Origin of the sequence: Mesorhizobium sp. BH1-1-5, assembly GCF_020165615.1 — a bacterium.
In the GTDB taxonomy this organism is placed as follows: Bacteria; Pseudomonadota; Alphaproteobacteria; order Rhizobiales; family Rhizobiaceae; genus Mesorhizobium.
The window spans coordinates 1-18,444 of sequence record NZ_JAIUIM010000036.1; the positions used below are offsets into that span (position 1 = coordinate 1).

The following is an 18,444-nucleotide window of genomic DNA, read 5'->3' on the forward strand; positions in this document are numbered from 1 at the left end:
GATCACCTGACCGAGACCTACACGGTGAAGGTGGATGACGGCCAGGGCAGCACCGACACCCGCACCGTCACCATCCACATCGACGGCACCAACGACGCGGCGGTGATCACCGGCAGCAGCAGCGGTTCCGTGACCGAGGATGCCGTGCTGACCGTGAACGGCGCTCTGAGCGTCAACGACCCCGACGCAGGCCAGAGCTCGTTCCAGGTTCACAATGGCGGCACTCCGATTGCCGGCACCTACGGGTCGCTGACCATCGATGCCGCCGGAAACTGGGTCTACACGCTCAACAATGCCGCGGCCAATGTCCAGGCTCTGACTTCGGCGGACCATCCGCACGACCAGATCCATGTGGCGTCGGCCGATGGCACGGACCACGTGATCGATATCACGGTGAACGGTGCCGACGAGCCCGTGACCAACCATGCGCCGAGCGCCCCGGTCTTCGTTCCGAGCTCGGCTCCGATCGCCGACGGGAATCCTGTCGATCTGGGCCACTTCTTGTCCGTGGATCCCGATGCAGGCGATAGTGTCTCCTTTGCAGCTACCTGGAGTGGGTCCGGGACAGTCGCGGTTGCAGCAAACGGAGAGCTAACCGCCAGCGTCGGACTAGGAAGCTCGGCAACAGGCACTCTTACTGTCACCGCCACTGACAGTCATTCGGCTTCATCGGCTCCACAGTCGTTCACCGTTTGGATCGGCAACGCCAATGGGGGCAACGTCGACAACACGATCACACTGGTAAGTACGGATCCGACTATCGCTGACGGTCGAGCAGGCACGGACAGCGTCACCGGAACCTCTGCCGTCGACTACATCTTCGGTGGTGCGGGCAACGACACGATTATTGGAAAGGCGAACGCTGATTGGTTGGTCGGCGGCGACGGTGCCGACCATTTCGTCTACACGGCGGTTGCCGACTCCACCCATGCCGCCTTCGATACGATCCAGGACTTCGCCCACGGGGCGGACAAGCTCGACTTCCTGAACGCACTCAATCTGACTGGCACTCCGACCAACTTAGGTGCTTCGACAACGCTTGCCGCGCACAGCGTCGGTTGGACGACGGATGGAACGAACACCGTTGTCTACGCAAATGTCGGTACGTCAGCTGAGGCGATTACAAGCGGTACGGACGTCATCGAAATCCACCTGCTGGGGGTGAACAATCTGAGCAGCGCAGATTTCAATCTGCATGCCTGATGGGGCCCACAGGAAGACGATGAAGCGGTAGATGATCGTGATGCAGGGCCTCTCTCCCCTCAAGCTTGCCCTGTCTCGCTGCCGCGGCGGTTTCGCCGCGGTGGCGGGGTTCAGCTTCGTCATCAACCTGCTCGTGCTCTCGACCTCGATCTACATGTTGCAGGTCTATGATCGCGTGCTGACGGGACGCAGCGTGGAGACGCTCGTCTATCTGACGCTGATCACGACAATGGCGCTCGCTGCGATGGGCGCGCTCGAATTCTTCCGCTCGCGGCTGCTTGTGCAGCTCGGCGCCTGGATCGACCGCGTGCTGTCGCCGCACGTGCTGGGCCGCGGGCTCGAGAACGCGTTGCGCGGCTCCTCCTACCGCACCGAGGCGCTGCGAGACCTCGCTACGCTGCGCGGCTATCTTGGCGGCGGCGGCATCATGGCGCTGTTCGACGCGCCGTGGATGCCGCTCTATCTCGGCTTCATCTTCCTGTTGCATCCCCTGCTTGGACTTCTGGCGCTGGGCGGCGCGATCGTCCTGTTCGGCTTCGCCCTCGCCAACAACGCGCTGACGGCCAACACGCTCAAACAGGCCAACGCCGCTTCCGCGCGCGCCTACCAGGCGGCGGATGCCGGTTTCCGCAATGCCGAAGTCATTGACGGGATGGGCATGGGCGGGGTGCTCGCCCGGCGTTGGGATGCAGCCAATGCGTCCGTGCTCGCGCTGCAGACGACCGCCAGCGACTGGGCCGGCCTGATCAATGCATTCACCAAGCCGTTCCGGATGTTCCTGCAGGTCGCGGTGCTGGGGCTCGGCGCCTGGCTGTCGCTGCGCCATGAAGTCTCGCCCGGCGCCATGATCGCGGCCTCGATCATCATGTCGCGCGCGCTCGCCCCAGTCGAGCAGGCTATCGCAACCTGGAAGCAGACGGCCGCCGCTCGCGAGGCCTGGCGTCGGCTGGACCGGCTGTTCGAGGCTCCGTCGCTGCGTCCGCCAGGGATGGAATTGCCGCGGCCCCAAGGACGCCTCTCGGTCGACGCCCTCGTCTATACGCCGGCCGGCGGCAAGGAGCCCGTGCTGAGGAACCTCTCCTTCGTCGTGCCGCCAGGCCAGGTGCTTGCGGTGATCGGGCCGTCGGCCGCTGGCAAGTCGACGCTTGCCCGCCTGATCGTCGGCATGCTTTCGCCACAGCAAGGGCGGGTGCGGCTCGACGGTGTCGACGTGTTTTCCTGGAACCGCGCCGATTTCGGCTCATATGTGGGCTATCTCCCCCAGGACGTCGAACTCTTTCCCGGCACCGTCCGCGAGAACATTGCCCGTATGGAGCAAGGCGATCCGGCCGAGATCGTGGCCGCGGCCCGGATGGCCGGCGTGCACGAGATGATCCTCAGGCTCCCGAACGGCTACGATACCGAGATCGGCGAACAGGGGTCGGTGCTTTCCGGCGGGCAACGCCAGCGCATCGGCCTTGCCAGGGCGCTCTATCGCCGTCCGGCGCTGGTCGTGCTGGACGAGCCGAACTCGAATCTCGATGCCGTCGGAGAGGAAGCGCTGAACCAGGGGATTGCCGCAATGAAGGAGGCCGGCTCGACGGTGGTGATCGTCGCCCACCGCCCGTCGCTGATGGTGAACGTCGATTGCGTCCTGGTGCTCAACGAAGGCCAGTCGCAGATGTTCGGCCCGCGCGACGTCGTGCTTGCGCAACTGCGCCGTCCCGAGCAGCAGTCCGCCCCGCCGCAGGTCCGGGTCGTGAGCTCCGAAAGGACCGGGTCGTGACGGAAGCCGCCCTTTCGGTGAAAATGCCGCCGCCACCGCCCGCTTGGCCGGCGGTAAGCGCCCATGTCTTCGGCGGTCTGACCGTCATCGGCCTGCTGTTCGGCGGCTTCGGCCTCTGGGCAGCCACCGCCCCGCTGACGAGCGCGGCGGTCGCGCCCGGGGTGGTAAAGGTCGACAGCAATCGCAAGACCATACAGCACCTGGAAGGCGGCATCATCCGGGAAATCCTGGTCCGGGAGGGAGACCTGGTCAAGCAGGGCCAGATACTGGTCCGCCTCGACGGGCTTGACGCGGAATCCGATCGCGATGCCGTGCGTGGCGAACTCGATTCCGCGCTCGCCGGCGAAGCCCGCCTGATCGCGCAGCGCGACGGCCTGAAGACAATTCCTTTTTCGGCGGACCTGTCGGCCCGGCGAAGCGAACCGACCGTCGCCGAGGCCATGGCCGGGCAGGAGCGCATCTTCCAGGACCAGGCCAAGGTTCAGGCGTCGGAGGTCGAGGTCTGGCAGCAGCGGATCGCCCAATACCATGCCCAGATGTCTGCGCTCGCTGCGAGAGTTGCGGCCTACGAGATCCAGTTGCCGTCTCTGCGGGAAGAGCTGGCGGACGCCCGCACACTTCTCAAGAAAGGCTATGGGGTGAAGTCCCGCGTGCTCCAGCTCGAACGGCAGATCATCGCCGCAAAGGGTGAGGCCGATTCGAACCGTGGGAATATAGAGAGCCTGCGGCAGCAGATCGCCGAGGCGGATGCGCAGATCGACAATGGCCGGCTCTCCTATGTCAAGAAGGCCGCTGAGGACCTTCGTGACGTTCAGACCAAACGCTCCGAGCTCGAAAAGGCGCTTCAGAAGACCGACGCGCGCGCGGCGCGCCAGGATGTCGTCGCGCCGGAAGATGGGGCAGTAATGAACCTTCGGTATTTCACGCCGGGCGGCGTTGTACCCCCCGGCGGAATTATTCTCGATCTGGTTCCCGACCAGGACAAGATGGTGCTGGACGTCAAGATTCAGCCGCTGGATATCGATGTCGTTCGCCCCGGTCTGCCGGCGACGGTGCGGCTCGTCGCCTACAAGCAGAGGACCACGCCCACGGTGAAGGGCGCCCTGACCCGGATTTCGGCCGACGCCGAGATCGACGAGCGCAGCGGCGTGACGTTTTTCAGGGGGACGGTCGAGGTGGGCGCCGATGAACTCAAGAAGCTCCCGCAAGTGAAGCTATATCCGGGAATGCCGGTGGACGTCTCCGTTGTCACCGGCAAGCGAACCCTGCTCGAATATCTCTTTCAGCCTGTCGCAGACAGTTTCGCCCACGCCTTCAAGGAGGAGTGAAAAGGCCGCCAGCCTTCGGTTGGCATGGCATTCACGGCCGCAATGCGATCACGCCAACATCGCGGAGCGGCGGTGCGCGATGGGTGGAGACGACGACGATGCGATCGCTGAAGCGGGCGAGTAGCCGCTCGAGGATGCGCGCTCCCTGTGTATCGTCGAGGTGCTCGGTCGGCTCGTCGAGCAGCATCAGGGGCTTGGTCGACAGCCAGGCGCGGGCGAGATTGATGCGCTGCACCTCGCCGAGCGAGAACCGGTCCTGCCTGATCCAGGCGTCCAGCCCGCCGGCCTCGTGGATACGGCCGTCCATCTCGACGGCTTCCAGCGCTCGCCAGAGTGCCGCGTCAGGGACATCGCTGGCGAAGAGATTGGCGCGGACGGTGTCCTCGAGGACGACCGCGTCGTGCAGGACGAGCGCCGCTTGCGTCCGACGCTCGCTCGCCGACAGGATGCAGTCGCCGGCGGCAAAGGCATCGTCGCCGATCCAGCCGGCGATCTGCTTGAGCAGGCTGGTCTTGCCCGAGCCGCTCGCCCCGACGAGCAGCGTCGGCTGGCCCGGTGCGAGAAGCAGGAAGATGGGCATTCCGATGGCGCGGCCGTCAGGCGCGCGACGCTGCAGCGCGCCGTGGCGCAGCAGGCGCGGCGGAGCCTCGGCGGTAGCCGAATCGCGTCTGCCGGCCGCTGCCGCTGTCCGCGTCCATTGCTCGATCTCGTTGCGCGCCGCGTTGCGGCGAAGCACGGCAACCAGCATGCGCGACGCGCCATTCATGGCTTCGCCCAGCGCCAGCCAGCAGAAGGCGAGCAGCATAGGCGCAAGAAGGTCCGCGCCTTGCCTGCCGGCATGCCAGGCGGCCGCCATCACGCTGATGCCGGCAACCGGACCGAAGGCCGCGCCGATCATGTCCAGCATGGCCTGCAGCCGGCGAAGCGAAAGCAGCATGCCGTCGGCGCGGGAGAGCGCGGTAAGGGCTTCGGCGCATTCGCGGCTCCAGGCGGCTTCCGCCTTTAAGGGGATGACTGACGCCATGGCCGCGCCAAGCCTCACTGCGCCCCCGCGACGCAGCGACCTGGTCTCACCCCATGCCATGGCGCCAGCCTTGGCCACCCGGTTCCCCGCGAACAGGATGGCAAGCAGAAAGAGGGTGATCGGCAAAAGGGATAAAGGCGCCAGCACCGCCGAGCCCGCGATCAGGGCCGCGAGGCCGCAGCCGAGCGTCAGCGCTGGCAGGCCGGCGCGCAGCCTCGCGTAGTCGAGGTCCTCGACGTCGTCGAGATAGTCGGCGAGGCGGGCATCGTCGCCGAGCTGCCAGCCGGCCCGGCGCACGGCCGGCGCCGCCGCCATGGCGGCGAAGAGGTCGACGCGCCGCGCCACCTGGTCGGCGAGCGCCGCCTTATGCCCGGTCAACCGCTCGCCATAGCGCGCGGCGGTGCGGCCGACCGCGAACAGCCGGATGAGAGCCGCCGGGATATGGAAGTTGAACGTGAAGGCAGCGGCGGAAAGGCCGGCTATCGCCACCGATCCGAGCAGCCAGGCCGAAACCCCGCCCAGCAATATGGCGCAGGCCAGAGCGGCAAAGGCGAAGCCCGTCGCCAGCCGCCACGACTTCCGGCTCGACGACTGATATGCGGCGCTCATGCCGCCACCTCGACGGTGTCGTCGCGGGCGAGGTCGACCATAATGTCCGCGGCAACGGCAAGGTCCCGGTCATGCGTCGCCACGACGACCAGCCGCTTCCGCGACATCTCCAGCAGCATGCGCCGCACGGCTTCGGCCGTCTCGCGGTCGAGCTTCGCGGTCGGCTCGTCGGCCAGCACGGTCCGAACGGAGAGTTGCGCCCGGGCGACCGCGATGCGCAGCCGTTGGCCGCCCGAAAGGTTGGCGCCGCCCTTGTCCAGCCTGGCATCGAGGCCGCCCGGCAGCAGCGCGTCGTCAAGCAGCCCGATCGCGCCGGCGGCGTCTTCCAACCGGGTTCGGTCCACCGCGCCGGCGTTCCACGAAATGGCCTCGGCCAGCGTTCCTTCCGGCACGTAGGCGTCCGTCGAAACCCAGGCGATTTCGTTGGCAGCCAACGGGTGGGCTCCCGGCATCGGCTTGCCGCCCGGTTCGAGGCCGGCGAGACGACGCAGCAGGGTCGATTTCCCTGACCCACTGGGACCGACGACGGCGACGAGGGCGCGCGCCGGCAGCGCCAGGGACAGCCGGTCGAGCACCGGCAGGGCTTTGGCCGCAACCGGACCGACATCGAGCAGCCCGTCCAGCGCGTCGGTCGCCGCCAGCCCCTCCGCCTTGGCGTGGTATTGCTCGGAGAAGCGCCGGAAAGGCGCAAAATATTCCGGCGCGATCATCAGGATGAACAGGCTCTGCCAGAGCTCGAGATTGGAGAAGCCGGGAATCATCGCGAGCTTCAGGTGGCCGAGGCCGAGAAAGACGGCGAGGATCGCGATCGAGAGCGAGGCGAAGAAATCGATGATGCCGGCATTGGCGAAGGCGATGCGCAGCACGCCCATCGTGTTGCCGGCATAGACTTCGAGGCGCCGCGCCAGCTTTGCTTCCTCGCCGGCCATGGCATGGTTGGCGAGAATCGTCGGCAAGGTGCGGATGCGGTCGGCGAACTGGCCGGCCAGCCGGCCGAAGGCGCGTTCCTGCGCATCGGCGCGCCGGCGGATGGCATCGCCTATCAGTGCGAAGAACAGGATCATCACCGGCGTCAGGCAGATGACCAGCAGGGCTGCCTGCCAGGAGACGAGGAAAAGGGCTGCCGCGGCAAGCAGCGGCCCGGCCGCCATCATGCCGCTTGCCGCGCGATGGCCGACGGCGAGGCCGGCGACCGCTTCCGGGTGACGCTGCATCGACATGATGACGCCGCCGACTGAAAGCGCCTGTAATTGACGTGCCGGCATCTCGTCCAGCCGCTTGCCCGCCAGCTCGCGCAGGCCGATCGACACGGCGGTTTCCGCGGAGGCTTGCGCCCTGTCGGCGGCAAGCCCGGCGAGGCAGGCAGCCAGGAGAAAAACCATCGCGACCGGGACGACCCAGGCGGCGACGGGCTCCCCCATGACGAGCCGCCCCACCGCCATCGCCGCCGTGGCGGCGAAGCCAAGCCGCAGCGCGGTGCGGGCGACTTGCGCGGCAAGCAACTGGCGCAAACCGCGTTTTGCAAGCTGCCTTGCGGTGGCGAGCGCCTGGAAAGCGCCGGGCGAGGGGACTGAGGGATCAGAGGCTGGTGCGGGAACGGCCGGCGTTTGCATGGCCCGGTTTTCGCACACGCGGAGAGGAAAGGAATTGATCCAGATCAAGTCGCCGGCATTCGTGGCGCGCTATGAGGCGGTATCCAGAAAGGATGCTCTCATGTCCGACTTTCTTCTCGTCGACCTGTCGCGGCTGCAATTCGCGCTGACGGCCCTCTACCATTTCCTGTTTGTGCCTTTGACGCTCGGCCTCTCCATCCTGATCGCCATGATGGAGACCGTCTATGTGATGACTCGCCGCACCATCTGGCGCGACATGACGAAGTTCTGGGGCGTGCTGTTCGGCATCAACTTCGCGCTCGGCGTCGCCACCGGCATCACCATGGAATTCCAGTTCGGCATGAACTGGGCCTATTACTCGCACTATGTCGGCGACGTGTTCGGGGCGCCCCTGGCCATCGAGGGGCTGATGGCCTTCTTCCTCGAGGCCACTTTCGTCGGACTTTTCTTCTTCGGCTGGGACCGGCTTTCGCCGCGCGCGCATATGATCGTGACCTGGCTGATGGCGCTCGGCACCAACTTCTCGGCGCTGTGGATCCTGATCGCCAATGGCTGGATGCAGAACCCGGTCGGCTCGGCCTTCAATCCGGACACGATGCGCATGGAAGTCATGGATTTCGTGGCCGTGATCTTCAATCCGGTGGCGCAGGCGAAGTTCGTCCACACCGTTTCCGCCGGCTATGTCTGCGCCGCCACCTTCGTGCTCGGCGTCTCGGCCTGGTATCTCTTGAGGGGGCGCCACGTCCAGCTCGCCAAGCGCTCCTTCGTGATCGCGTCGGCCTTCGGCGTGGCATCGGCGCTGTCGGTGATCGTGCTCGGCGACGAGAGCGGCTATGCGCTCACCGACAACCAGAAAATGAAGCTCGCGGCCATCGAGGCCATGTGGGAGACAGAGCCCGCGCCGGCATCGTTCACGGCGTTCGGCATTCCGAGCCAGAGCGATCGCCAAACGCATTTCGCCATCCACATTCCATGGGTGATGGGCATCATCGGCACGCGCTCGTTCGACAAGCAGATCGCCGGCATCGACGAGCTCGTCGCCCACGCGGAAGTCCGCATCCGCAACGGTATCGTGGCCTATGACGCGCTGGAGAAGATCAAGGCGGACCGCAACGACAGCGCCGCTCGCGCCGCCTTCGATGCCAGCTCCAAGGATCTCGGCTACGCGCTGCTGCTCAAGCGCTACCTGCCCGATCCGCGGCAGGCGAGCGAACAGCAGATCAAGGACGCCGCCTGGTCGACGGTGCCTTACGTGCCGCTGCTCTTCTTCGGCTTCCGTTTGATGGTGGCCTGCGGCTTCGCGCTGCTGGCGCTGTTTACGGTGTCGCTGTGGCATACGACGCGGGAGACCGAAGCGCCGCGCTGGCTGTTCCGCGCCGCGCTCATCGCCATGCCGCTGCCCTGGATCGCCATCGAGGTCGGCTGGTTCGTGGCCGAGTTCGGCCGCCAGCCGTGGATCATCGACGGCGTGCTGCCGACCTTCCTCGCCACCTCGGAGCTCGGCGTGAGCGACCTTGTGCTCACCATCGCCGGCTTCACGCTCGTCTACGGCGTGCTCGCCGTCATCGAGGTCAGGCTGATGCTGGCCGCCATCCGCAAGGGACCCGAGATCGCGAAGGTCATCGACGACCTGCGTCCGAGCGCCGACCCCGCAATGCAACCGGCAGAATGAAGGATCACGACGATGATCGAATTTCTCTTCGACTATGAAACGCTGCGCGTGATCTGGTGGATATTGCTCGGCGTGCTTTTGATCGGCTTCGCAGCGACGGACGGGTTCGACATGGGCGTCGGCGCGCTGCTGCCCTTCGTCGCCAAGACGGACGCCGAGCGGCGTGTCGCGATCAACACAATCGGCCCGGTCTGGGAGGGCAACCAGGTGTGGTTCATCCTTGGCGGCGGCTCCATCTTCGCCGCATGGCCGGCGCTCTATGCAGTGAGCTTCTCCGGCTTCTACCTCGCCATGTTCCTGGTGCTGCTGGCGATGATCATGCGTCCGGTGGCCTTCAAGTACCGCTCGAAGCGGCCGGATCCGGCCTGGCGCACCCGTTGGGACTGGGCGTTGTTCGTCGGCGGCGCGGTGCCGGCGCTGATCTTCGGCGTCGCCGTCGGCAACACGCTGCAGGGTGTTCCGTTCCACTTCACGCCGGACCTGCGGCCGATCTATGAGGGCAGCCTTTTCGGGCTGCTCAATCCGCTGGCGCTTTATTGCGGCCTGGTCTCGCTCGCCATGCTGGTGACGCATGGCGCAGCCTGGCTGACGTTCAAGGCCGAAGGCAGCGTCGCCGACCGCGCCCGCGCCGTCGGAACGCGCTCGGCGATCGTCACGGCGGTGCTCTTTGCCGGCGGCGGCGTGCTGGTCTGGCTCGGCCTGCTGGGCGGCTACCGCGTGACGTCGCCGATCGTCTGGGACGGGCCGTCCAATCCGCTCCTGAAGACGGTGGTGGCGGATGGCGGCGCCTGGCTGGCGAACTTCCATGCTCATCCGCTGCTCTGGATCGTGCCCGGGCTCGGCATCGCCGCACCTTTGCTTGCCGCCGCAGGTTTCCACGCCCGGTTCGAAGGGTGGACCTTCATTGCTTCGAAGCTCGGCGTGGCGATGATCATCGCCACGGTGGGGTTAGCAATGTTCCCGATCCTTTTGCCGTCGAGCAGCAACCCCAGCCACTCGCTTGCGGTCTTCGACGCCTCGTCGAGCCGCGCCACGCTGCGCAACATGCTGATCGCCACGGCGATCTTCCTGCCGCTGATCCTTGCCTACACCGCCTGGGTCTACAGCGTGCTGTGGGGCAAGGTCGGCGAGAAGAGCATCGAGAAGGCGGGCTCTTCCGCCTACTGATCCAACCGGAGTTTCTGACCATGTGGTATTTTTCCTGGATACTCGGCCTCGGACTTGCCGCCTCCGTCGGCATCCTCAACGCGCTCTGGTACGAGCTGCGCACCGTCCGCGAAGAACCCGTCGAGGACACCGTCTCCTTGCCCACTCCTTGAAACCGGGAGCGAGGGAGGAGCGTCATGACGGGCGTAATGCCGGAGCCGCTGCACAGCCCGGCCGACATGCGGCGGGCGCATGTGCAGAAGCTCGCGCTCTGCCACATGCTGGAAGGCATCGCCGACGATCTGCCGTCGCGCGTCGACCGGCTCCAGTGTCTCGCCGTGGCGGCCGATCTCTTGCCGCTATTGGGTGAATGCCACCGCTTCGAGGAAGAGGTCGTCTTCCCCGTTTTTGCGCGGCGAAGCGGCGAGGAAGATACCGTCGCGCGGCTGAAGCTCGAGCATTTGGAGGATCAAAGCGCGGCGGCCGATCTCAGCGAGGCGCTGTTGGCCTATGGCCATGGGCGGCCGATCGAGAATCCGGAGGCGTTCGGCTACATGCTGCTCGCTTTTTTCGAATCGATGCGTCGCCATATCGCCTTCGAGCGCGACCATGTGCTGCCCGAGGTCGTCGACCATCCCTAAGCGGAAATTCGCGGGCAAGCCCACGAATGCCTGCTTAGGGACTGTTGTTTTTCGCAGGTTCTCTTCGCAAAACCGCGGGACACTTTTGCGGAACCTGCCTGGGGGATGCCGGGGATCAGTCCCCGGCTCGCGCGGCCAGGCGCCCGATGTCGTCGACGATGACGTGGCGGTTGTTCTCGACGCGGATGACGTTCTCGCCGCGCAGCCGAGTGATTTGGCGGCTCACCGTCTCCACGGTGAGACCCAGGAAATCGGCGATTTCGGCGCGCGACAGCGGCAGGTCGAAAGCGGCGGCGCGCCGCTCGGGTCCGGCCGCGGGATCGATGTTGCGGGCGATCATCAGAAGGAAGCTCGCGATCTTCTCGGCCGCCGTCTTGCGGCCGAGCGCTACCATCCAGTCGCGCGCCTGGTCGAGCTCGCGCAGCTTCTGTTCGAGCAGGCGATGCTCGAGGTTCGGCTGCTCCTTCATCATGCGCTCCAGCGCCTGGCGCGGGAACGAGCACAATTCGACATTGGTCGCGGCCTCGGCGGTGAGCGTGCTTTCGCTCTGGAAGGGCCTGCCGAGGAAATCGGGAGCAAATTGCAGTCCGACGATCTGCTGGCGGCCGTCGGAGAGCGTCTTGGTCAGCTTCACCACACCCGAAAGCACGTTCGAGAAGCGCTCGACGCTCGTGGAGTCGCCCGCCAGTTCCTTGCCGGCCTCGGCCTTGTGCCGCTTCGTCGATTTCGCAAGCACCAGGAGCTGCTCGGCGTTGAGCGCGCCGCATATGCCGCGATGCCGCGCCTCGCATGAAGCGCAGAGCACAGGGACGCCGGCCGTGTGAATATCCTCGCGCACGATGGAATACCTATAATGTCCGCGGCCCGTAACGGCAACGCAGGGTTGGGCGCGATAGCGTCGCAGTTCGGCGGGAAAATCCATCCCGTCGATTGCCGCATTGCACAAATCCGGTCCGCCTGCACAATAGGCGCATGTCCGCCGGTTCGTTGACCATCCTTGTTATCGACGAGAATCGCATCCGTGCCTCGATCATCGAGGCTGGATTGCGGGACGCCGGCCATCGCCATGTCACGGTGATCCATGACGTGGCCGGCATCGCCCGGCGCATCGCCGAGATCGAGCCGGATGTCATCGTCATCGACCTCGAGAACCCCAACCGCGACATGCTGGAGAACATGTTCCAGCTGTCGCGCGCGGTGAAGCGGCCGATCGCGATGTTCGTCGATCGCTCCGACCAGGCCTCGATCGAGGCTGCTGTCGATGCCGGCGTGTCCGCTTATGTGGTCGACGGGCTGAAGAAGGAACGCATCAAGCCGATCCTCGACATGGCGATCAGCCGCTTCAACGCCTTCTCGCGTATGGCGCGCGAGTTGGAGGAAGCGCGCAGCGAGCTCGAGAACCGCAAGGTCATCGACCGGGCCAAGGGCATATTGATGAAGTCGCGCGGCTTGAGCGAGGAGGCGGCCTACGCGCTTTTGCGCAAGACCGCCATGAACCAGAACCGCAAGATCGCCGATATCGCCCAGAGCCTGGTGACGGCGGCGGGATTGCTGGGACCGCTGGAGGGCGAATGAGCATGGCGCACGAAATCACCGCCGGTTTCATGCCGCTCTTCGACAGCGCCGTGCTGGTCGCGGCCGGCGAAATGGGCTTTGCCGCCCGCGAAGGCATCGAGCTCAAGCTGCAGCGCGAGACGTCCTGGGCCAACATTCGCGACCGTATCGCGATCGGCCATTTCGACGTCGCGCATATGCTGGGGCCGATGCCGCTTGCCTGCAGCCTCGGGCTGACGCCGCTTGCCTCAGAAACCATCGTGCCGTTCTCGCTTGGGCTCGGCGGCAATTGCATCACCGTCTCCAACGCCATCTGGGACGGCATGGCGGCGCATGGTGCTGCGCCCGACCTCGATCCGGCTCGCGCCGGGGCCGCACTCGGCGCGCTGATCCGCGAGCGGGCGGCGGCCGGCCGCGAGCCTTTGCGTTTCGCGGTCGTCCATCCGCATTCCGGGCACAATTACGAACTGCGCTACTGGCTCGCCGCCTGCGGCGTCGATCCCGACCGCGACATCGAGATCGTCATCGTGCCGCCGCCCTTCATGGCCGATGCATTGGCTGCCGGACGCATCGACGGCTATTGCGTCGGCGAGCCCTGGAACAGCGCCGCCGTCGCGGCCGGCACCGGCCGCATCGTCACCGTCAAGGCGCTGCTGTGGCGCAACAGCCCGGAAAAGGTGATCGGCGTGCGCAAGGCGTGGGCCGAGGAGAACCCGGATGCGCTGGCGGCGCTGTTGAGGGCGCTGCATCATTCCGCCCGCTGGTGCCAGGATCCGGCAAACCGCGGCGAGCTGGCCGCGCTGATGGCAAGGCCAGCTTTTCTCGGTCAGCCGGAGGCGATCCAGACGCCGATCCTGACCGGACAGCTTCAACTTGGCGGCGGCGCGGAAAGGCGCGTCGAGGATTTCTTCCTGCCCTTCGACAAGGCGGCGAATTTTCCTTGGAAGAGCCACGCGCTGTGGTTCTACACGCAGATGGTGCGCTGGGGGCAGCTGCCGCACACGCCGCAAAACCTCGCCATCGCTCGCGACTGCTACCGGCCCGACCTCTACCGCTCGGCGCTGAAGCCGCTCGGCGTCGCTCTGCCCGGCGCCAATGCCAAGGTCGAGGGCGCGCTGAAGGTCGCGACGCCGGTCGGCTCCGCGGGGGCGAGTCTCATGCTCGGCCCGGACGGGTTTTTCGACGGCCAGATCTTCGATCCCGACCGGATCGACGCCTATATTGCCGGCCAGGAGCACGCCTGATCATTTGCGCAGCATCTTGTGCGTTGCACAAAATTTATGCGCCATGTCCGTGCTGTTGATCAATGTTTGACCGCGCCGCTGCTTGGCTCGATCGCAGGTCGATTCCGCTATCACATTGATTTTAATTGAAATTCTTCTTTCTCGCAAAACTGGCACGCTTCGTGCTTTGAAATAATCGAGCCCCTCGCGGGCAATAGAACAGGCGTCCAATGGCGGGCGCCACAGGCAAAGCTGCCGCTCAGGTCACCACGCGATCCCGGATGTACGGACGCGCGAGGCCTGGACGGCAGCTTTTTTCGTTTTGGACCGGAGACGACGATGACGAAACCCTCGCTCAAGGATTTCACCCGCCGCGATGTCCTGGCGAGCAGCATCCTGACGGTGGTGCTGTTCGTCGCAGCGCTGCTTTTGTTTCCCGCCAGCCACGAAGCCGAAGGCAAGGGTCCGCAAGTGACCGCGCAAACCCCCTCGCGCTGACCGATGCCGCGCCTCTGATCAACATCCCACGGGGTGTCTCCCTACGCCGCAAACTGGAGCCGACCATGACCGCAAACCTCCCAGCCGCGCCCAGCCAGGACAGTGCTCCCCGGCAGGCGCTCGTCATGTCCACCATCGCCTTCACCGTCTGCTTCTCGGTGTGGACGATCTTTTCCATCATCGGTGTGCGCATCAAGCAGGAGCTTGGGCTCAACGAGACCGAGTTCGGCCTGCTGGTCGGCACGCCGATCCTGACGGGTTCGCTCGTGCGCATGGTGCTCGGCGTCTGGACCGACCGCTATGGCGGCCGCCTGGTCTACACCATGACCATGCTCGCTGCGGCGGTCGCGACCTTCCTGCTCGCCTTCGCGCACACCTATGGGCAGATGCTGGTCGCAGCACTCGGCGTCGGGCTGGCCGGCGGCTCCTTCGCCGTCGGCGTCGCCTATGTCTCGCGCTTCTTCCCGGCTGGAAAGCAGGGCACGGCGCTCGGCATCTTCGGCGTCGGCAATGTCGGCGCCGCCGTCACCAAGTTCCTGGCGCCATTCGTGCTCCTGTCCTGGGGTTGGCAGTCTGTCGCGCTGATCTGGGCGGCGGCGCTGGTCGTCATGGCCATCGTCTTCTGGCTCAGCACCGGCGACGATCCTGTCATCCGCGAGCGACGCGCCGGCAAGGCGACGCCCGCGAGGAGCTTCTGGCAGGAATTCGTGCCGCTGAAGAACCTGCAGGTCTGGCGCTTCGCCTTCTACTATTTCTTCTCCTTCGGCGCGTTCGTGGCGCTGTCGCTCTGGCTGCCGCGCTACCTGATCGGCGTCTACGGCTTCGGCATCGCCACCGCCGGCATGGTCGGCGCCGCCTATTCCATCCCCGCCAGCATCTTTCGCGCCTATGGCGGCGTGCTTTCCGACCGCGTCGGCGCCCGCACCGTGCTCTACTGGACCTTCAGCGTTTGTGCCGTCGCGACGCTCGTTCTGTCTCTCCCCTCGGCAGACTATGTCGTGCGCGGCATCAGCGGGCCGATCCCTTTCCACTTCGAGATCGGCCCGCTCGCCTTCATCGCCGTCGCCTCTGTGCTCGGCTTCTTCATGAGCCTGGGCAAGGCCGCGGTCTACAAGCACATCCCGGCCTATTATCCGCAGAGCGTGGGCGCGGTCGGCGGCGTCGTCGGCATGATCGGCGGTCTCGGCGGCTTCATCCTGCCGATCGCCTTCGGCGCGCTGAACGACCTGACCGGCGTCTGGTCGAGCTGCTTCATGCTGCTGTTTGCTACCGTCGTCTCCTGCCTGGTCTGGATGCATCTCACCATCCGCCGGATGGAGCGCGCGGCCGAGGTCAAGGCCGCGTCCCTCTCCTATGCCGCCGAATAGATCGGAGACCGACATGAGCGAAAAACTCGTCATCATCGGCAACGGCATGGCGCCAGGCAGGATGCTCGAGCACCTGCTGGAGGCAGCGCCAGACCGCTATGCCGTCACCATCTTCAACGCCGAGCCGCGCGTGAACTACGACCGCATCATGCTGTCGCCAGTGTTGTCGGGCGAGAAGGCGTTCGAGGAAATCGTCATCCATGGCGACGGCTGGTACATCAAGCACGGCATCACCCTCTACAAGGGCCACCGGATCGTCGCCATCGACAGGGATGCCAAGACCGTCACTTCGGACCACGGCGTCACCGAAAGCTACGACAGGCTGGTCGTCGCCACCGGCTCGGTGCCCTTCATCATCCCGGTGCCCGGCAAGGAATTGCCCGGCGTGCTCAGCTATCGCGATCTCGATGACGTCAACGCCATGCTGCTTGCGGCGCAGTCGCGCGCCAAGGCGGTCGTCATCGGCGGCGGCCTGCTTGGGCTCGAAGCCGCTGCGGGGCTGAAGGAGCGCGGCATGGACGTCACCGTGCTGCACGTCATGCCGACGCTGATGGAGCGCCAGCTCGACCCGGCCGCCGGTTACCTGCTGCAGAAGGCCGTCGAGGCGAGGGGCATCAAGGTGATGACCAAGGCCAACACCAAGGCCATTGTCGGCAACGGCAAGGTCGAGGGCGTCGAGCTGATGGACGGCACGATCATCCCGGCGACACTGGTGGTGATGGCGGTCGGCATACGTCCCAGCATCGGCCTGGCCAAGGAGGCTGGGCTGGAGGTCAACCGCGGCATCGTCGTCGACGATCGTATGCGGACCTCCGATCCAGCGATCATGGCGCTCGGCGAGTGCGCCGAGGTCGGCGGCCATGTCTATGGGCTGGTCGCGCCGCTCTACGAAATGGCGCGGGTGACGGCGGCCGGGCTGGCGGATGGCGAGGACAGGCGCTTCGTCCATTCCGACACGCCGACCAAGCTCAAGGTCACCGGCATCGACCTCTATTCGCTGGGCGATTTCGCCGACGGCGAGGATCGCGAAGAGATCATCCTGCGTGACGCATCGGCCGGCATCTACAAGCGCGTCGTGCTGCAGGACAACCGCATCATCGGCACGGTGCTGTTCGGCGAGACGGGCGACGGCGCCTGGTTCAACGACCTCAAGAAGAAGGCGACCGACATTTCGGAGATGCGCGACACGCTGATCTTCGGCCAGGCGTTCCAGGGAGGCGCTTCCTCGGACCCTTTGGCGGCCGTTGCGGCACTGGCGGATGATGCGGAAATCTGCGGCTGCAACGGCGTCTGCAAGGGCAAGATCACCGGCGCGATCACAACCAAGGGCCTGACCGGGCTCGACGACGTGCGCGCCCACACCAAGGCGTCGGCCTCGTGCGGCTCGTGCACGGGCCTCGTCGAGCAGCTGCTGAAGCTCACGCTGGGCGACGCCTACAATCCGGCGGCGGTGCAGCCGATGTGCGGCTGCACGAGCCTCGGCCATGACGACGTGCGGCGCCTGATCAAGGCGAAGTGCTTGAAGACCATCCCCGCCGTCATGCAGGAGCTCGAATGGAAGACCTCCTGCGGCTGCGCCAAGTGCCGGCCGGCGCTCAACTACTACCTGGTCTGCGACTGGCCGGACCAATATGCCGACGACTACCAGTCGCGCTTCATCAACGAGCGCGTGCACGCCAACATCCAGAAGGACGGCACCTATTCGGTGGTGCCGCGCATGTGGGGCGGCGTGACCAGCGCCGGCGAATTGCGCGCCATCGCCGACGTCGTCGACAAGTTCGAGATCCCGGTGGTCAAGGTCACCGGCGGCCAGCGCATCGACATGCTTGGCATCCGCAAGGAAGACCTGCCGGCGGTGTGGGCCGACCTCGGCAAGGCCGGCTTCGTCTCCGGCCATGCCTATGCCAAGGGCCTGCGCACGGTGAAGACCTGTGTCGGCACCGACTGGTGCCGCTTCGGCACACAGGATTCGACCGGGCTCGGCATCCGCATCGAGAGGTTCATGTGGGGATCCTGGACGCCGGCCAAGGTGAAGATGGCGGTGTCAGGCTGCCCGCGCAATTGCGCGGAAGCGACCTGCAAGGATGTCGGCGTGGTCTGCGTCGACTCTGGCTATGAGATCCACTTCGCGGGTGCGGCCGGCCTCGACATCAAGGGCACCGAGGTGCTCGGCCTGCTGAAGACCGAGGACGAGGCGCTGGAGGTGATCGTGGCGCTCGTCCAGATGTACCGCGAGCAGGCCCGCTATCTGGAGCGCATCTACAAATGGGCCAAGCGCATCGGCACCGCCGAGATCAAGAAGCAGATCCTGGACGATGCCGAAAAGCGCAAAGCCTATTACGAGCGCTTCGTCCTCAGCCAGAAATTCGCGCAGGTCGATCCGTGGTCGGAGCGCGTGTCCGGCAAGGATAAGCATGAATTCCGGCCGATGGCGTCGGTCGGTTTCGCGGAGGCGGCGGAATGACCAACATGAACTGGATCGCCATCGGCTCCATCGCCGACATCCCACCCCGCGGCGCGCGTTGCGTGGCCACCCCGCAAGGCAAGATCGCTGTCTTCCGCACCGCCGACGACCAGGTCTTTGCCATCGATGACCACTGCCCGCACAAAGGCGGACCGCTCAGCCAGGGCATCGTCCATGGCGCTGCGGTGACCTGTCCGCTGCACAATTGGGTGATCTCGCTGGAGACGGGCAAGGCGCTCGGCGCGGACGAAGGCTCGGTGAGGACGCTTCCCGTCAAGGTCGAGGGCGAACGGCTCTTCATCGCGCTCGAGGCGCTGGCCTCGAAAGCGGCCTGAGG

At 65.8% G+C, this 18,444-nt stretch carries 16 protein-coding genes; 13 read left to right on the forward strand and 3 right to left on the reverse strand.

The window, feature by feature from the left end; genetic code table 11:
- The 3 genes from LB572_RS31185 to LB572_RS31195 form a co-directional block, all read left to right on the forward strand.
- Positions 1-1,203, forward strand: a 1,203-nt coding sequence (locus tag LB572_RS31185; protein ID WP_224670482.1) for a VCBS domain-containing protein, incomplete at its 5' end; no start/stop codon positions are given.
- A gap of 31 nt (positions 1,204-1,234) precedes the next feature.
- Positions 1,235-2,968 (forward strand): type I secretion system permease/ATPase, encoded by a 1,734-nt coding sequence (locus tag LB572_RS31190; RefSeq protein ID WP_224670483.1) that lies wholly within the window; start codon positions 1,235-1,237, stop codon positions 2,966-2,968.
- Positions 2,965-4,296 (forward strand): HlyD family type I secretion periplasmic adaptor subunit, encoded by a 1,332-nt coding sequence (locus tag LB572_RS31195; protein WP_140802927.1) that lies wholly within the window; start codon positions 2,965-2,967, stop codon positions 4,294-4,296. Before LB572_RS31190 ends, LB572_RS31195 begins: the two co-directional genes overlap by 4 nt.
- A 31-nt stretch (positions 4,297-4,327) precedes the next feature.
- Here the strand turns inward: LB572_RS31195 and LB572_RS31200 are convergent, their stop codons facing one another.
- Together LB572_RS31200 and LB572_RS31205 are read right to left on the reverse strand one after the other, a co-directional pair.
- Positions 4,328-5,929, reverse strand: coding sequence for an ATP-binding cassette domain-containing protein (locus LB572_RS31200; RefSeq protein ID WP_224670484.1), 1,602 nt, complete (start codon positions 5,927-5,929; stop codon positions 4,328-4,330).
- Positions 5,926-7,542, reverse strand: a complete 1,617-nt coding sequence (locus LB572_RS31205; protein ID WP_224670485.1) for an ATP-binding cassette domain-containing protein — start codon at positions 7,540-7,542, stop codon at positions 5,926-5,928. The genes LB572_RS31200 and LB572_RS31205 overlap by 4 nt, the downstream gene beginning before the upstream one ends.
- Before the next feature lie 100 nt (positions 7,543-7,642).
- Here LB572_RS31205 and LB572_RS31210 point away from each other — a divergent pair, with 100 nt between their 5' ends.
- Genes LB572_RS31210 through LB572_RS31225 form a run of 4 tightly spaced genes read left to right on the forward strand, consistent with a single transcriptional unit; the run spans position 7,643 to position 11,001 of the window.
- Positions 7,643-9,214 carry a cytochrome ubiquinol oxidase subunit I gene (locus LB572_RS31210; protein WP_224670486.1) on the forward strand — a complete coding sequence of 524 codons (1,572 nt, stop codon included), beginning with the start codon at positions 7,643-7,645 and terminating at the stop codon, positions 9,212-9,214.
- 12 nt (positions 9,215-9,226) lie between these two features.
- Complete coding sequence (gene cydB / locus LB572_RS31215; protein WP_224670487.1) at positions 9,227-10,381, forward strand: cytochrome d ubiquinol oxidase subunit II; 1,155 nt, start codon at positions 9,227-9,229, stop codon at positions 10,379-10,381.
- 20 nt (positions 10,382-10,401) lie between these two features.
- Positions 10,402-10,533 (forward strand): cytochrome bd-I oxidase subunit CydX, encoded by a 132-nt coding sequence (gene cydX / locus LB572_RS31220; protein ID WP_127864050.1) that lies wholly within the window; start codon positions 10,402-10,404, stop codon positions 10,531-10,533.
- 24 nt (positions 10,534-10,557) lie between these two features.
- The gene (locus LB572_RS31225) at positions 10,558-11,001 is read left to right on the forward strand and encodes a hemerythrin domain-containing protein (protein ID WP_224670488.1); all 444 of its coding nucleotides are present in this window, start codon (positions 10,558-10,560) and stop codon (positions 10,999-11,001) included.
- Between the two features lie 115 nt (positions 11,002-11,116).
- On the opposite strand, the gene LB572_RS31230 is transcribed toward LB572_RS31225, so the two are convergent.
- Entirely contained in the window at positions 11,117-11,839 is a 723-nt protein-coding gene (locus LB572_RS31230) for a Crp/Fnr family transcriptional regulator (protein ID WP_318014095.1), read from the reverse strand.
- Between the two features lie 134 nt (positions 11,840-11,973).
- On the opposite strand from LB572_RS31230, the gene LB572_RS31235 reads away from it, so the two are divergent.
- The 6 genes from LB572_RS31235 to nirD all read left to right on the forward strand — a co-directional run bounded on the left by LB572_RS31235 (position 11,974) and on the right by nirD (position 18,442).
- A complete protein-coding gene (locus tag LB572_RS31235) occupies positions 11,974-12,576 on the forward strand; it encodes an ANTAR domain-containing response regulator (protein ID WP_140651304.1) in 603 nt (200 codons plus the stop codon).
- Complete coding sequence (locus LB572_RS31240; RefSeq protein WP_224670489.1) at positions 12,573-13,799, forward strand: CmpA/NrtA family ABC transporter substrate-binding protein; 1,227 nt, start codon at positions 12,573-12,575, stop codon at positions 13,797-13,799. The genes LB572_RS31235 and LB572_RS31240 overlap by 4 nt, the downstream gene beginning before the upstream one ends.
- A gap of 318 nt (positions 13,800-14,117) precedes the next feature.
- A complete protein-coding gene (locus tag LB572_RS31245) occupies positions 14,118-14,276 on the forward strand; it encodes a hypothetical protein (RefSeq protein WP_181179285.1) in 159 nt (52 codons plus the stop codon).
- A gap of 65 nt (positions 14,277-14,341) precedes the next feature.
- Entirely contained in the window at positions 14,342-15,643 is a 1,302-nt protein-coding gene (locus LB572_RS31250; protein WP_224670490.1) for an MFS transporter, read from the forward strand.
- Positions 15,644-15,656: 13 nt separating this feature from the next.
- A complete protein-coding gene (gene nirB / locus LB572_RS31255; RefSeq protein WP_224670491.1) occupies positions 15,657-18,107 on the forward strand; it encodes a nitrite reductase large subunit NirB in 2,451 nt (816 codons plus the stop codon).
- Positions 18,108-18,112: 5 nt separating this feature from the next.
- A complete protein-coding gene (nirD, locus tag LB572_RS31260; RefSeq protein WP_140802963.1) occupies positions 18,113-18,442 on the forward strand; it encodes a nitrite reductase small subunit NirD in 330 nt (109 codons plus the stop codon).
- Positions 18,443-18,444: the final 2 nt, after the last annotated feature.

What these genes read in the sequence shown, in the direction of transcription:
- LB572_RS31200 (WP_224670484.1), bottom strand. Translation starts at nt 5,929, where the DNA reads ATGAGCGCCGCATATCAGTCGTCGAGCCGGAAGTCGTGGCGGCTGGCG.
- LB572_RS31245 (WP_181179285.1), top strand. Translation starts at nt 14,118, where the DNA reads ATGACGAAACCCTCGCTCAAGGATTTCACCCGCCGCGATGTCCTGGCG.
- LB572_RS31250 (WP_224670490.1), top strand. Translation starts at nt 14,342, where the DNA reads ATGACCGCAAACCTCCCAGCCGCGCCCAGCCAGGACAGTGCTCCCCGG.
- nirB (WP_224670491.1), top strand. Translation starts at nt 15,657, where the DNA reads ATGAGCGAAAAACTCGTCATCATCGGCAACGGCATGGCGCCAGGCAGG.
- LB572_RS31205 (WP_224670485.1), bottom strand. Translation starts at nt 7,542, where the DNA reads ATGCAAACGCCGGCCGTTCCCGCACCAGCCTCTGATCCCTCAGTCCCC.
- LB572_RS31235 (WP_140651304.1), top strand. Translation starts at nt 11,974, where the DNA reads ATGTCCGCCGGTTCGTTGACCATCCTTGTTATCGACGAGAATCGCATC.
- nirD (WP_140802963.1), top strand. Translation starts at nt 18,113, where the DNA reads ATGAACTGGATCGCCATCGGCTCCATCGCCGACATCCCACCCCGCGGC.
- cydB (WP_224670487.1), top strand. Translation starts at nt 9,227, where the DNA reads ATGATCGAATTTCTCTTCGACTATGAAACGCTGCGCGTGATCTGGTGG.
- LB572_RS31190 (WP_224670483.1), top strand. Translation starts at nt 1,235, where the DNA reads ATGATCGTGATGCAGGGCCTCTCTCCCCTCAAGCTTGCCCTGTCTCGC.
- cydX (WP_127864050.1), top strand. Translation starts at nt 10,402, where the DNA reads ATGTGGTATTTTTCCTGGATACTCGGCCTCGGACTTGCCGCCTCCGTC.
- LB572_RS31240 (WP_224670489.1), top strand. Translation starts at nt 12,573, where the DNA reads ATGAGCATGGCGCACGAAATCACCGCCGGTTTCATGCCGCTCTTCGAC.
- LB572_RS31225 (WP_224670488.1), top strand. Translation starts at nt 10,558, where the DNA reads ATGACGGGCGTAATGCCGGAGCCGCTGCACAGCCCGGCCGACATGCGG.
- LB572_RS31210 (WP_224670486.1), top strand. Translation starts at nt 7,643, where the DNA reads ATGTCCGACTTTCTTCTCGTCGACCTGTCGCGGCTGCAATTCGCGCTG.